Here is a 13,033-nt window from a genome sequence, read left to right on the forward strand (position 1 = left end):
TCCTGTTGGAGTTAACAACGTGATGAGTTCGATTGATAAGACACAGCGGATTACGCAATCCGATGCTTTACCGGGGCGTTCCACCCCGATGCCAGTGGCCAGACTGCATGTCGTGAATGAACATTCAATGACGCATGTGCCAGACCATATGTCCGTGGCTATTTTTGCCATGGGTTGTTTCTGGGGAGCGGAGCGTTTGTTCTGGCAACAACCGGGGATCTACAGCACAGCGGCGGGATATATTGGCGGTTATACGCCCAATCCAACCTACCGTGAAGTGTGCAGCGGGAAGACTGACCACGCTGAAGCGGTACGTGTCGTTTTCGATCCTGCGGTCATCAGCTACGGTCAATTGTTGCAACAGTTCTGGGAAAATCACGATCCTGCGCAAGGCATGCGTCAGGGCGGGGATATCGGCAGCCAGTACCGTTCCGCCATCTACACGCTCACGCCTGAGCAGGAACAGGCAGCACAGGAAAGCCTTCAGCGCTTTCAGCAGGCGATGAGAGAGAACGGCGATGGCCGCGCGATCAGCACAGAAATAGAGCCTGCAGGTCCGTTCTATTATGCTGAAGATGATCACCAGCAATATCTGCACAAGAACCCGAACGGCTACTGTGGGTTAGGCGGCATCGGCGTCTGTCTGCCGCCACCGCGTTGACCGCTGGCGGTAATTTCACCGCTCCTGCTATAATGCGCCCGAACCGGGCCCATCCTCGCCCGGTTTTGACCTTCAACAATGATCATAATGTGTTCACCTTTATGTGTTCACCTTTCTGAGGATCGCTGCGTCAATTTCGGCTCATGCGAAAACTTACCTAAAGTAAAAACTATGTTAAACAGTCTATTACTGATTCTTTTTCTTATTGCCATCAGTGCATTTTTCTCGTTGTCCGAGATATCGCTGGCGGCGTCTCGTAAAATTAAACTCAAACTGATGGCCGATGAGGGAAACCTCAACGCCGATCTGGTGCTTAAGTTTCAAGAAACGCCGGGCATCTTCTTTACCGTGATTCAGATTGGCGTCAACGCCGTCGCCATTCTGGCCGGTATCATCGGCGATGCGGCATTTTCTCCTACCTTTTCCATCCTGTTTGAACGCTTCATGTCACCTGAAGCCGCAGATAAAGTCAGCTTCATCTGTTCATTCGTCCTTGTCACCAGCCTGTTCATCCTGTTTGGCGATCTCACCCCGAAACGCATTGGTATGATTGCGCCGGAAACCGTAGCGGTCCGCATAATCAACCCCATGCGCTTCTGCCTGTTCCTTTTCCGCCCGCTAGTCTGGATATTTAACGGCCTGGCTAACGTCATTTTCCGTCTGCTCAAACTGCCGATGGTACGTAAGGATGACATCACATCCGATGATATTTATGCCGTGGTGGAAGCTGGCGCATTGGCTGGCGTACTGCGTAAGCAGGAACACGAACTCATCGAGAACGTATTTGAACTGGAATCCCGCACCGTACCTTCCTCAATGACCTCGCGCGAAAGCGTGGTTTACTTCGATCTGCGTGAGCAGGAAGACAGCATTAAGGAAAAAATCGCCCAGCAGCCGCATTCCAAGTTTCTGGTTTGCGATGGCACGATTGATCAGATCGTCGGCTACGTGGATTCCAAAGATCTGCTGATTCGGGTGCTGGGAAACCAAAGCCTGACGCTAAGCAGCGGCGTGCAGATTCGCCCGGCGCTGATCGTACCGGATACGCTGACGCTGTCCGAAGCATTGGAAAGCTTCAAAACGGCGGGCGAAGATTTCGCAGTCATTCTGAATGAATATGCGCTGGTCGTCGGTATCATCACGCTTAATGACGTGATGACCACCCTAATGGGCGATCTTGTCGGTCAGGGTATGGAAGAGCAGATTGTGGCGCGCGATGAGAATTCCTGGCTGGTAGAAGGCGGTACGCCAATAGAGGACGTGATGCGGGCGCTGAATATTGATGACTTCCCGCACTCCGGCAACTACGAAACCATTGGCGGCTTCATGATGTATACGTTGCGGAAAATCCCCAAACGTACCGATGCCGTACGTTTCTCAGGCTATAAGTTTGAAGTGGTGGACATCGATAGCTATAAGATCGACCAGCTGTTGGTCACCCGTTTGGAAGACCGACCTATCGTCGCATCCAGCGCGCGGGCTGATAGCACGGACTAACCTTGTCAATCGCGAGTGATATACCAGAACGGCCCGCTACGGGCCGTTTCTTTATCATTCATCCCATCTCGGCCTGAAGCCGGATGACCTGGCGATTCACTTCGGACATCACCAGAAGATGCTGCTTATCCTGTTTCTTTGGCAAAAGAATTTTGCCGTAGTCGAACTCAAAAGCACCAACCCCTTTTATGTACAGCCGCCCACGAAACAGGGTTTTTACATATTTAGCGACTTTCAAAGGGTTGTAACGTTCGAAGATCCTCATCGTTTTACTCTCCCGTTTTATTTTTCTACGCTCTCCCTATCGCCAACATGGCTGAGGTTCTGGAGCGCTAATGAGATAACGGATACTGCTAATTAGTCCTGTAAAACGGCTTTTAGTTCCCCACTATTCAGTATTCTTAACTGCTTTTACAGATTTTTACAGAACAGTGTTTAAATAAACCCTTAGTCATCAGTATAAACCTTCAAGAGTAAGGGTTTTGTGCACTCGACCACAAACCGTTTCAGCACGGAGCAGGACAGACCAGTTTCCTGAATCTACGCTTATTCCATAGCCTGACATTTTCCATAATAGACATCGCATCAGGCTCCCCACACTGAAGGACATGCCATGATAAAAATACGCCACCTGCTGCTCGCGCTCTCTATCACTCCCTTACTGGGGCTTATTTCGCTCTCCACGTCAGCGCATACGCTGGTGCTCAACCAATTAGTTCCCCCTATCGGCGTCGCAGATCGGGGAGAACTTCAGTATCTTAATAATCAGTTTAGTTATAAAAACTGGAACAGCGCGCAATTGCCCGGGAAAGTACGGGTGATACAGCACATCGCTGGCCGAACCTCGGCAAAAGAGATGAACGATCCCCTCATCTCCGCGCTGAAGGCCGCTAACCTACCGCATGATTATTACCAAACGACGACAATCGTGAATACCGACGATGCCATCATCGGCACCAGCATGTTTGTGCGCAGTAGCCTTGAGGACAACAAGAAAGCCTTTCCATGGTCGCAGTTCATTGTCGACAGCAACGGCAACGTGCGCAAAGCCTGGCAGCTACAGCCGCAAAGCTCCGCTATCGCGGTGCTGGATAAACAAGGGAAAATTCGGTTCGTGAAGGATGGAGCATTAAGCGGGCAGGAAGTGCAGCAGGTGATGTCCCTGCTGCGTCAGTTGCTGGAAGAGAAATAGCGCTAAAATAAAGAGACGCGAAAACCGGGGTTGAGGAAAGATTCACGCGGCGTATAGGACAGCGGTTGTCCCTGCCAATCGTGAATCTGCGCCCCTGCTGCCACCGCCACCGCATGGCCCGCCGCCGTATCCCAAATGTTAGTTGGCCCGAAGCGGGGGTAAAGCTGCGCTTCGCCTTCAGCCACCAGACAGAATTTTAGCGATGATCCAATCGCCACCGTCTGGTGCTCGCCTAGTTGGTTGAGATAATCCTTTAACTCGCTATCGGCATGAGAGCGGCTAACCACCACCAGCGGCGGATGCGCCTGCTTCACCGAAATTTGCCGCCGCTGACCGTTCTCTTCTTTCCAGGCTTTGCCCTCCGCTGCGGAGTACATCACACCCGTGACCGGTACATAAACCACGCCCAGCACCGCCTGACCGTTCTCGATCAGCGCAATGTTTACCGTGAATTCGCCGTTGCGATTTAGGAACTCTTTAGTGCCATCCAGCGGGTCAACTAGCCAATAGCGCTGCCAGTGCCGGCGAATTTCCCACGCTGGTGGATCTTCTTCTGACAGCAGAGGAATATCAGGAAACGCGGCGGCCAGCCCGTCTTTAATCACCCTATGCGCGGCAAGATCGGCAGCGGTCACGGGTGAATCATCTTTCTTGTGTGCGACATCCACCGGATGTTGCCCATCGTAAACGTGCATAATGGCAGCACCGGCGTCACGGGCCAGTTGGCAAATCGGTTCTAACATGCTCTACCTCATCGTTATCGGTTGCGCGTAACGCAGACTTCATCTCTACCCTTCATTATACATCTGTGAGGCAATCTACGATTATTGCCATTATTGATGTCATCCTCAGGATTTAGAGGCGATAATCACTTTAACTTCATCATGATATGAAAAACACCCCTCGATCGCCTTACGCATCGACAATCACCGCACAAGGAGTTACCCAATGAAGCATTCACTGGCACTCAGCCTGCTTGCAACGCTGGTCGCCACGACCGTTCATGCCGCTACCGTTGATTTACGGGTATTGGAAACCACCGATCTGCACAGCAATATGATGGATTTCGATTACTACAAGGATACGCCAACCGATAAGTTTGGTCTGGTGCGTACCGCCAGCTTGATTCACGCCGCGCGCGAACAGGCCACCAACAGTGTACTGGTCGATAATGGCGACCTAATTCAGGGCAGCCCGTTAGGCGACTACATGGCGGCAAAAGGGCTGAAAGCGGGCGATGTACACCCGGTTTATCAGGCGATGAACACGCTGGATTATTCCGTCGGCAATATCGGTAACCACGAATTCAACTATGGCTTGGACTACCTGCACAAGGCGCTGTCCGGCGCGAAATTTCCTTATGTGAACGCCAACGTGCTGGATGCAAAAACGGGTAAACCGCTGTTTACGCCCTACCACATTGAAAACAAATCAGTCACGGATCGCGATGGTAAGCAGCATACCCTGCGCATTGGCTATATTGGCTTCGTCCCGCCGCAGGTAATGGTGTGGGATAAAGCCAATCTGACAGGCAAAGTCACCGTGGAAGACATCACGGAGAGTGCCAAAAAATGGGTGCCGGAAATGCGTAAACAAGGTGCCGATCTGGTCATCGTTATCCCTCACTCTGGCCTGTCTGCCGAGCCGTATAAAGCCATGGCAGAAAACTCCGTTTACTACCTCAGCCAAATTCCTGGGGTTGATGCAATCATGTTTGGCCATGCTCACGCCGTTTTCCCCAGCAGTGACTTTGCCAACATCAAAGGCGCGGATATCAAACAGGGAACGCTTAACGGCGTACCTGCCGTCATGCCGGGGCAATGGGGTGACCACCTCGGCGTCGTCGATTTTACGTTGAATAACGACAGCGGCACATGGAAAGTGGAAAAGGCGACAGCAGAAGCCAGACCGATTTATGACAAAGCGCAGAAGAAATCACTGGCAGCGGAAGACGACAAGCTCGTAAAAGTGCTCTCCGATGCGCACAAAGACACGCGTGAGTTCGTCAGCAAACCCATCGGCAAATCCGCAGACAACATGTACAGCTACCTGTCGCTGGTTCAGGACGATCCGACCGTGCAGATCGTCAACAATGCCCAGCGCGCCTATGTCGAACACTTTATTCAGGGCGATCCCGATCTGGCCGATCTGCCAGTGCTCTCCGCCGCCGCACCGTTTAAAGCCGGTGGACGTAAAAACGATCCGGCCAGCTATGTCGAAGTAGAAAAAGGCCAGCTCACTTTCCGTAACGCCGCCGATTTGTATCTCTACCCAAATACGCTGGTGGTGGTGAAAGTTAACGGGCAGCAGGTGCAGGAATGGCTGGAGTGCTCTGCGGGCCAGTTCAAACAAATTGATACGAGCAAGCGTGAACCACAGTCGCTACTCAACTGGGATGGCTTCCGTACCTATAACTTCGACGTGATCGATGGCGTCAATTATCAGATTGATGTCACGCAACCTGCCCGCTATGACAGCGAGTGCGCGTTAATCAACGAGAAATCACACCGTATCAACGCGCTGACATTTAACGGCAAACCAATCGATCCTAAAGCAACCTTCCTGATCGCCACGAATAACTATCGCGCTTATGGTGAGAAATTTGCCGGTACGGGTGAAAAATATGTGGCCTTTGCCTCGCCGGATGAAAACCGTTCCGTGCTCGCGGCTTACATTAGTGCGGAAACGCAAAAATCGGGAGAAGTGAAACCGCAGGCGGATAACAACTGGCGTCTGGCACCTATCGTCAGCGACACGCCACTGGATATCCGTTTTGAGACGTCACCGTCAGAGAAAGCCACGGCGTTTATCAAAGAGAAAGCGCAGTACCCGATGACGTCCGTCGGGAATGATGACACCGGCTTTGCGGTTTATCGTATTGACCTGCAACACGCTAAATAAACGCTGACAGCCCTGTCAGGCTCCTGCTGCGGTGGGAGCCTGAACTCCCCGTAACTCAAACCCGGTTATCTCCCATTTTCACTCCAGTATCATAATGTTACAGAGTAATGAAACAGAGATAATCTTTTCTCGGTGTAAAGTAGGTTATCGACATACCGATACAACATAGAAAAATGGGGACAATAATGTCAAAAAACGTCGTTATTTATCATTCCGGCTATGGCCACACACAACGTCTGGCACAATCCGTAGCAGAAGGCGCGCAAGCAGCGCTGATCGCGATTGATGCTGAAGGAAACATTACCGATGCCGAGTGGGAGCAACTCGCTGCTGCCGACGCGATTATTTTTGGTGCTCCGACTTATATGGGGGGCGTTCCCTGGCAGTTCAAGAAATTTGCGGATGCCAGCTCTAAAGTTTGGATGTCCCGCAGTTGGAGCAACAAAGTGTTTGGCGGCTTTACTAACAGTGCCAGCCTGAATGGGGACAAACAGGTTACGCTGATTTATCTGCAAACGTTGGCTTCACAGCACGGCGGGATTTGGGTCAGCCTGAACCAGTTGCCTTCCAATGCCAAAGCGGCAAAACGTGACGATCTGAACAATTTAGGTGGTTCCGTGGGGCTGCTGGCACAAACACCTTCTGATGCCAGCGCAGATGAAGTGGTCGCCGGCGATCTGGCGACCGGTAAGCTGTATGGCCAGCGCATCGCAGACATCGCTGCAAAACTGGCAAACTAAACGCCCTTCGCTGACGAACATGCGCCGCCCCTTAGCGGCGCTTTTTTATTTAGCTAATCGCGGAACGCCCCTCGCCCATTGCGGTAATAGCCATTGCCTCGCTCATGTCCACGCCTATCCCAATCACCACGACGCGGGCCCCGCTCGTCAACATAGCGTGGAGGATCAAAACGGCGATTGTCGTAATCGCGTCTATCGCGTTGGCTCTCACGCCACCAGCGAGCATCCCGCCAGCGCCAGCCATCCCAGTAGTAACCGTGTCGATTACGTTCACCACGATGGTAACCCCGGTGCTCCTGCCACCAGCGCTCGCTGCGCCAGTCATAGCCATCCCAGTAATTACCGCGTCTGTCACGCTCGCCGATATTCAACGTAACGCCAGGCATCAAATCGATGCTTGCACCCTTAGCCTCTGGCGCTGGCATAACCGCAAACATTCCCACAAACAGGGCACTGATGACGAGTGGCTTAAACATAGAGGGTACTCCTTGCTCACCGCGACTGCGGCCTGGCAAAGATATACGGGGAATTCTTCTATCCCACTATCAGATAAATGCGCATTTTCCTGATTTTACCGTTCTTAACGTTTTGTTAATGCCATTACAGACTATTCATCAGCACCCTATTAATTCATTAATAAATTTAATGCCAAATCTCCCTTACAAGCACGAACAAACGCAGGTTATAGGGTTAACCATAGGGAATAAATATTAGAAATATTCACCTTATCGCTAATACTTATTCTCAGAATATCCGTCATTCATAGAGGGAACAGCGATGGGCGAAAATTATACGGTAGGCGATTATTTACTGGATCGTCTGGCACAGATTGGTATCCAGCATCTCTTCGGTGTGCCGGGCGATTACAATCTGCATTTTCTCGATCATGTCATCAGACACCCAGAGATCGCCTGGGTGGGCTGCGCGAACGAATTAAACGCCGCTTACGCCGCCGATGGCTATGCGCGATGTCGTCCAGCTGCGGCGCTGCTCACCACCTTCGGCGTAGGTGAACTCAGCGCAATTAACGGCATCGCAGGCAGCTATGCCGAATACCTGCCCGTTATTCATATTGCCGCAGCCCCCAGCCTGACTTCACAACGCAACGGCGAATTACTTCATCACACATTAGGCGATGGAGACTTCAACCACTTTTCTCGCATGGCGGCAGAAGTCACTGTTGCACAAGCCCACCTCACCGTCGAGAACGCAACGACAGAGATCGACAGAGTCATTGGGGAAGCGCTTTCTCAGCACAAACCGGTATACCTGTTCCTGCCATTGGACGTCGCGGCGGCTCCCGTCAACACACGCTCCTATCCGCTCGTTATCCCCGAACCATTACGCTCTGATGACGCTCTGCGAGCCTTTACCGCCGCGGCCACCGGTATGCTAGGTAAGGCAAAATCAGTTTCGTTGCTGGCAGACTTCCTGGCTCAACGCGTTGGCGTCGCGGAACAAATCCAACGCTGGCTTGATAAAACGCCGCTTCCCCATGCCACCTTACTGATGGGCAAAGGTACGCTAAACGAACAGCACCGTAGCTTTACCGGCACCTACGCGGGTGGCGGCAGTCACGAAGCGATCCGGGCACACATCGAGGACGCAGATGTCATCATCAGTATCGGCGTGCGCTATACCGATACGATTACCACCGGTTTTAGCCATCAGATTCCGAGCGAAAAAAATATCGACATTCAACCAACGTTAGCTCGCGTAGGGAATCAGGTTTTCTCCTCCGTACCAATGTCAGATGCAATCGCCGCGTTGGAAAAAATCACCGCGCCGCTCGCGCCCCGCTGGGATCATCACACCATTACGCCTCCGGCCTTACCGCCGTCAGAGCACAAAAGTGCGCTCAATCAGCGCGAGTTTTGGCAACAGATGCAGCGTTTCCTCCGCCCTGGCGATATTCTCGTGACCGATCAGGGTACCTCGTGTTTTGGGGCCGCGACACTCCGGCTACCAAGGGACTGCCATTTCATTGTTCAGCCACTGTGGGGGTCGATAGGCTACTCTCTGCCAGCGGCATTCGGCGCACAAATTGCCGAACCGGAACGGCGCGTGGTTCTGTTAATTGGCGACGGCTCGCTTCAGCTTACCGTACAGGAGCTTGGCTCTATCATTCGGGATCGCTTGAATATGGTCATTGTGGTGCTGAATAACGAGGGCTACACCGTCGAACGGGCTATTCATGGCCCAGAACAGCGCTATAACGATATTGCGGCTTGGAACTGGACACGGCTTCCCGCTGCGCTAGGTGCGGATGAAAACGAGATACTCTGCGAACAGGTACGTTCGCCCGCCGCGCTCGCGCAGGTGCTTGAGCAAGTGAACGCAGAATCTCGCTTGTCACTTATAGAGGTCGTATTGCCGAGGATGGATATTCCAGCGCTCTTGCGAACCATCACCCAGTCGCTTGAGACCCGCAATACCGTGCAGTAGAACAGTCAGACTGTTGACGAACCTGTTTATTGAACTCACACCGCTATACGGACTTTGTCAGCGACCTCGGCATGCTTTTTACCGCCTACCTCGTAAGCGGTATATTCAACACCAAAAGATGCATTTAAAATGCAATTTATAAACTGCATTCGTTGAGAGGCATCATCATGGCATACCGCGATCAATCCCTGGGTGAACTGGCTATCGCTATTCCGCGCGCCACCAAGCTCTTTCGTGAACTCAATCTGGACTTCTGCTGCGGCGGAAAACAAACGCTAAGCCGCGCGGCTGGCAAAAAAGATCTCAATATCGATGAGCTAGAAGCCCAGTTAAATGAGCTGGCTGCACAGCCTTCTGATGCACGAGACTGGCGTGAAGCACCACTGGCTGACATTATCGCGTACATCATTCCTCGCTTTCATGACCGCCACCGTGAACAATTGCCGGAACTGATTCTGATGGCAGAAAAAGTCGAGCGGGTGCATCACGATAAAGCAGACTGTCCGCACGGCCTCGCAGCACAATTGACCGCAATCTATAACGAACTGTCCCAGCATATGATGAAAGAAGAGCGCATCCTCTTCCCAATGATTAGTCAGGGAATGGGGGCAAATGCTGCCGCACCGATTTCAGTGATGGAGCATGAGCATGATGACGCAGGGCGTGATGTGGAAGTGGTCAAAGAGCTGACCAACGGCGTCGTGCCACCAGAAGGTGCCTGCAACACCTGGCGCGCACTGTACTCAGGTATTAACGAGTTTATTACCGATCTGATGGAACACATCCATCTGGAAAACAATTTGCTGTTCCCACGCGCACTGCGTGGTGAGTAATGTCGCTGTAGTAAAAAAATAAGAAAGTCCAAAAAATAAAAAAATCAGTAAAAACCATTCAGTAGAAACAACAAAGGCGCTCAATGAGCGCCTTTTTTTGTCTGGAGATTACAGAATTTCCAGCAATTCTACTTCAAAAATCAGCGCGCTGAACGGCGGAATGGAAGCGCCTGCACCGCGTTCGCCATATGCCAGATTATGCGGGATATAGAGCTCCCACTTAGAACCGACTGGCATCAGCGTCAACGCCTCAATCCAGCCAGGAATAACGCCGCTGACCGGGAACTCAGCAGGTTGGCCACGCTCAACGGAGCTGTCGAACACACTGCCGTCAATCAGGCGACCGGTGTAATGCACACGAACACGATCCTGACGAGCAGGAATTGCTCCTTCACCCTGAGTTAACACGCGGAATTGCAGACCGGACTCTGTGCTATCCACACCTTCTTTCTGCGCGTTTTCCGCCAGGAACTGTTGGCCTTCTACCGCCAGCACCTGTTGGCGCTCACGACGTACCGCATCAGCACGCTCATGGATTTCACGCAGCGCACGATGAACCACATCCACAGGCACCGCAGGCGCGTTACCTTCCAGCGCATCGCGTAGACCAGCAAGCAGGGCTTCTGGGATCAGACCTTCAAGCCCTGATTCCTGTAACTGTTGACCAACCTGTAAACCGATGCCGTAACTTGCCTGCGCTTCGACGCTATCAAAAGAAGGAGTTGTCATGGATGTTCCTTTTAATCTGTAAAAAACTGAAAGCGCAGCATAACAGCGACGGGGATTGGGGTAAAATCTTGTGTGCAGGTAATCACGTTAACTGAACGCGAGCCAAGCCATTGCCGGAAGCTGGCCTATACTGGTGATTCTACTATTCCTAATACATCGGCTACCTTGTTCATCAACGTGTTAACTAGTCAGCTAAGGGAAATTATCGGTATACTGAACGCATTCTTATCCTGATACGGTTTTTATGCTGACGCAGCGTTATTGTTGGCATAGCGTGGTTAATGACATCATTTTTATCTGATGCGTTTTTATACTGACTGTTTTTATACTGAATTGTAGTAAGAGAGGTCACCATGGGCAGAATTGCGCCCAGGAAGCGGAAAACCACCTGGGATTATCAAACGCTAGTGCGCTTCTGCCAGCGAATTATCCAGCGGCAGCCCTCAGATGCTGTAGCCGTAGAAAATGATGAGGCGAATGAAGAGCAGGAGCGTCTGTCTCCCCCTTCCCTGCGTGAACGTATGAGTGTCACGCTGCAAAAAATCTGGCATCTGCCCGACAGCTACCACTGGATGGAACCGTTGCCTCTCCTCCATCGTCGCTGGATTTTAATCGCTATCGCACTGCTGCTGGTCGTATTGCTCTGGCCTTACAGCGCGCAACATCCGCAGCCTGCACGTAGCACCCCCGTACCTCTTACTCAGGCGGATAATCAGGCTGCGATGCAGGCCGTGATTATTGAAAATCCACCTTCCACGTCACAGCAGCAACACGCGTCTACACCGCCACCGGCTCAGCATTCAGCGCCGTGGCGGAACTATGAAATATCATCAGGGCAAACACTGGCACAGCTCTTTCGCGATAATAACTTGCCCGTCAGCGATGTGTTCGCTATGGCGCAGGTGGAAGGCAGAGATAAGCCACTCAGCAATTTGCGGGCTGGTCAGGCGGTCAAATTACAACTGAATGCGCAAGGCATGGTGGCAGAGCTGGAAATCGAAACCACAGCAAACCAGACGATTCGGTTCACGCGCGGTGCGGACGGCGCGTTCACCCGCACACGCTAGCGGGCCAGCCGTTCCAATAGAAAATCGCGCAGGACAAGAGCATGGTTGTGCTGCGCATCTTTACTGCCATAAAGCAGCGTGATGGTCTTCTTCTGCTCAAGTAACGCCAACAGCCTGTTGCACGCCGTCCCCTGCGCTAACTCATTACGATAATAATCCACAAACTCCGCCCAACGTTCAGGTTCCGCGTGGAACCATTTTCGCAGCTCGCTGCTCGGCGCAATGTCTTTAAACCACTCAACCCCTTCCAGGCGCGTTTTACTGATACCGCGCGGCCACAGGCGGTCAATAAGAAAAGTGGGGGAAGAAAAAGGGGCGTGCGCATCATACACGCGGGTGAGGTGAATCAAATCGGACATACGGCCTCCTTTTTAGCGTCTCCTTTTTAGGGTAGTCAGGTAAGGATAGTCCATTTCCCAATCCCTAAAATGCAAAACGCTGGCACGAGGCCAGCGTTTCACATGTTAACTAAAGTGTTAATTCGACGATAAACGTGAATTATGCTTCAGCAACAACAACGACATTCAGTTCAGCAAAGACATCGCTGTGTACCTGGAAGCTCACTTCGTGCTCACCCAGAGTACGCAGAACGCCGTTCGGCAGGCGAACTTCGCTCTTAGCAATGTCAACACCGGCAGCCGTTACCGCATCAGCGATATCGCGAGTACCGATGGAACCGAACAGTTTACCTTCGTCGCCTGCTTTAGACGCGATGGTAACGCTACCCAGTTCTTTGATCTTAGCGGCGCGAGCTTCAGCAGCAGCCAGAACGTCAGCCAGTTTGGCTTCCAGTTCAGCACGGCGTGCTTCGAAGAACTCAACGTTTTTCTTAGTTGCCGGCACAGCTTTGCCCTGCGGAACCAAGAAGTTACGAGCATAGCCCGCTTTAACGTTTACCTGATCACCCAGGCTGCCCAGGTTTGCTACTTTATCAAGCAGAATAACTTGCATTACTTTATCCTCTCAAA

General features: G+C 52.0%; 14 protein-coding genes. 8 read left to right on the forward strand and 6 right to left on the reverse strand.

Annotation, left to right across the window (positions count from 1 at the left end; translation table 11 throughout):
• The first annotated feature begins 22 nt into the window (after window positions 1-22).
• Complete coding sequence (gene msrA / locus A6301_RS04450; protein ID WP_107170016.1) at window positions 23-661, forward strand: peptide-methionine (S)-S-oxide reductase MsrA; 639 nt, start codon at window positions 23-25, stop codon at window positions 659-661.
• Window positions 662-832: 171 nt separating this feature from the next.
• On the forward strand, window positions 833-2,158 hold the full coding sequence (locus tag A6301_RS04455; RefSeq protein WP_107170015.1) for a hemolysin family protein: 1,326 nt from the start codon (window positions 833-835) through the stop codon (window positions 2,156-2,158).
• Between the two features lie 58 nt (window positions 2,159-2,216).
• Here the strand turns inward: A6301_RS04455 and A6301_RS04460 are convergent, their stop codons facing one another.
• Complete coding sequence (locus tag A6301_RS04460) at window positions 2,217-2,423, reverse strand: DUF1107 domain-containing protein (RefSeq protein ID WP_005974755.1); 207 nt, start codon at window positions 2,421-2,423, stop codon at window positions 2,217-2,219.
• Window positions 2,424-2,771: 348 nt separating this feature from the next.
• Here A6301_RS04460 and A6301_RS04465 point away from each other — a divergent pair, with 348 nt between their 5' ends.
• Window positions 2,772-3,350, forward strand: a complete 579-nt coding sequence (locus tag A6301_RS04465) for a YtfJ family protein (RefSeq protein ID WP_215483445.1) — start codon at window positions 2,772-2,774, stop codon at window positions 3,348-3,350.
• A gap of 2 nt (window positions 3,351-3,352) precedes the next feature.
• Here A6301_RS04465 and cysQ read toward each other — a convergent pair whose 3' ends face one another.
• Window positions 3,353-4,093, reverse strand: coding sequence for a 3'(2'),5'-bisphosphate nucleotidase CysQ (cysQ, locus tag A6301_RS04470; protein WP_107170013.1), 741 nt, complete (start codon window positions 4,091-4,093; stop codon window positions 3,353-3,355).
• A gap of 205 nt (window positions 4,094-4,298) precedes the next feature.
• On the opposite strand from cysQ, the gene A6301_RS04475 reads away from it, so the two are divergent.
• Window positions 4,299-6,251: a bifunctional 2',3'-cyclic-nucleotide 2'-phosphodiesterase/3'-nucleotidase gene (locus A6301_RS04475; RefSeq protein ID WP_234257204.1), complete on the forward strand. Its 1,953-nt coding sequence runs from the start codon at window positions 4,299-4,301 to the stop codon at window positions 6,249-6,251.
• Between the two features lie 185 nt (window positions 6,252-6,436).
• Window positions 6,437-6,991: a flavodoxin family protein gene (locus A6301_RS04480; protein WP_014701235.1), complete on the forward strand. Its 555-nt coding sequence runs from the start codon at window positions 6,437-6,439 to the stop codon at window positions 6,989-6,991.
• 53 nt (window positions 6,992-7,044) lie between these two features.
• Here the strand turns inward: A6301_RS04480 and A6301_RS04485 are convergent, their stop codons facing one another.
• A complete protein-coding gene (locus A6301_RS04485) occupies window positions 7,045-7,467 on the reverse strand; it encodes a DUF2502 domain-containing protein (RefSeq protein ID WP_107170010.1) in 423 nt (140 codons plus the stop codon).
• Between the two features lie 301 nt (window positions 7,468-7,768).
• On the opposite strand from A6301_RS04485, the gene ipdC reads away from it, so the two are divergent.
• Entirely contained in the window at window positions 7,769-9,436 is a 1,668-nt protein-coding gene (gene ipdC / locus A6301_RS04490; RefSeq protein ID WP_234257205.1) for an indolepyruvate decarboxylase, read from the forward strand.
• Window positions 9,437-9,603: 167 nt separating this feature from the next.
• Window positions 9,604-10,269 (forward strand): iron-sulfur cluster repair protein YtfE, encoded by a 666-nt coding sequence (gene ytfE / locus A6301_RS04495; protein ID WP_005974769.1) that lies wholly within the window; start codon window positions 9,604-9,606, stop codon window positions 10,267-10,269.
• Between the two features lie 108 nt (window positions 10,270-10,377).
• Here ytfE and fklB read toward each other — a convergent pair whose 3' ends face one another.
• The gene (gene fklB / locus A6301_RS04500; protein ID WP_107170008.1) at window positions 10,378-10,998 is read right to left on the reverse strand and encodes an FKBP-type peptidyl-prolyl cis-trans isomerase; all 621 of its coding nucleotides are present in this window, start codon (window positions 10,996-10,998) and stop codon (window positions 10,378-10,380) included.
• A gap of 353 nt (window positions 10,999-11,351) precedes the next feature.
• On the opposite strand from fklB, the gene A6301_RS04505 reads away from it, so the two are divergent.
• Window positions 11,352-12,065: a LysM-like peptidoglycan-binding domain-containing protein gene (locus A6301_RS04505; protein ID WP_234257206.1), complete on the forward strand. Its 714-nt coding sequence runs from the start codon at window positions 11,352-11,354 to the stop codon at window positions 12,063-12,065.
• Here the strand turns inward: A6301_RS04505 and A6301_RS04510 are convergent.
• Window positions 12,062-12,424, reverse strand: a complete 363-nt coding sequence (locus A6301_RS04510; protein ID WP_234257207.1) for a DUF488 domain-containing protein — start codon at window positions 12,422-12,424, stop codon at window positions 12,062-12,064. The genes A6301_RS04505 and A6301_RS04510 overlap by 4 nt on opposite strands.
• Window positions 12,425-12,563: 139 nt before the next feature.
• A complete protein-coding gene (gene rplI, locus A6301_RS04515; RefSeq protein WP_010279043.1) occupies window positions 12,564-13,016 on the reverse strand; it encodes a 50S ribosomal protein L9 in 453 nt (150 codons plus the stop codon).
• Window positions 13,017-13,033: the final 17 nt, after the last annotated feature.

Origin of the sequence: Pectobacterium sp. IFB5596, assembly GCF_021432585.1 — a bacterium.
Lineage (GTDB): Bacteria > Pseudomonadota > Gammaproteobacteria > Enterobacterales > Enterobacteriaceae > Pectobacterium > Pectobacterium punjabense.

Coding starts and splice junctions, on each gene's coding strand:
- ytfE (WP_005974769.1), top strand. CDS start 9,604: ATGGCATACCGCGATCAATCCCTGGGTGAACTGGCTATCGCTATTCCG.
- rplI (WP_010279043.1), bottom strand. CDS start 13,016: ATGCAAGTTATTCTGCTTGATAAAGTAGCAAACCTGGGCAGCCTGGGT.
- A6301_RS04485 (WP_107170010.1), bottom strand. CDS start 7,467: ATGTTTAAGCCACTCGTCATCAGTGCCCTGTTTGTGGGAATGTTTGCG.
- A6301_RS04455 (WP_107170015.1), top strand. CDS start 833: ATGTTAAACAGTCTATTACTGATTCTTTTTCTTATTGCCATCAGTGCA.
- A6301_RS04480 (WP_014701235.1), top strand. CDS start 6,437: ATGTCAAAAAACGTCGTTATTTATCATTCCGGCTATGGCCACACACAA.
- A6301_RS04505 (WP_234257206.1), top strand. CDS start 11,352: ATGGGCAGAATTGCGCCCAGGAAGCGGAAAACCACCTGGGATTATCAA.
- A6301_RS04465 (WP_215483445.1), top strand. CDS start 2,772: ATGATAAAAATACGCCACCTGCTGCTCGCGCTCTCTATCACTCCCTTA.
- A6301_RS04510 (WP_234257207.1), bottom strand. CDS start 12,424: ATGTCCGATTTGATTCACCTCACCCGCGTGTATGATGCGCACGCCCCT.
- ipdC (WP_234257205.1), top strand. CDS start 7,769: ATGGGCGAAAATTATACGGTAGGCGATTATTTACTGGATCGTCTGGCA.
- A6301_RS04475 (WP_234257204.1), top strand. CDS start 4,299: ATGAAGCATTCACTGGCACTCAGCCTGCTTGCAACGCTGGTCGCCACG.
- A6301_RS04460 (WP_005974755.1), bottom strand. CDS start 2,423: ATGAGGATCTTCGAACGTTACAACCCTTTGAAAGTCGCTAAATATGTA.
- msrA (WP_107170016.1), top strand. CDS start 23: ATGAGTTCGATTGATAAGACACAGCGGATTACGCAATCCGATGCTTTA.
- cysQ (WP_107170013.1), bottom strand. CDS start 4,093: ATGTTAGAACCGATTTGCCAACTGGCCCGTGACGCCGGTGCTGCCATT.
- fklB (WP_107170008.1), bottom strand. CDS start 10,998: ATGACAACTCCTTCTTTTGATAGCGTCGAAGCGCAGGCAAGTTACGGC.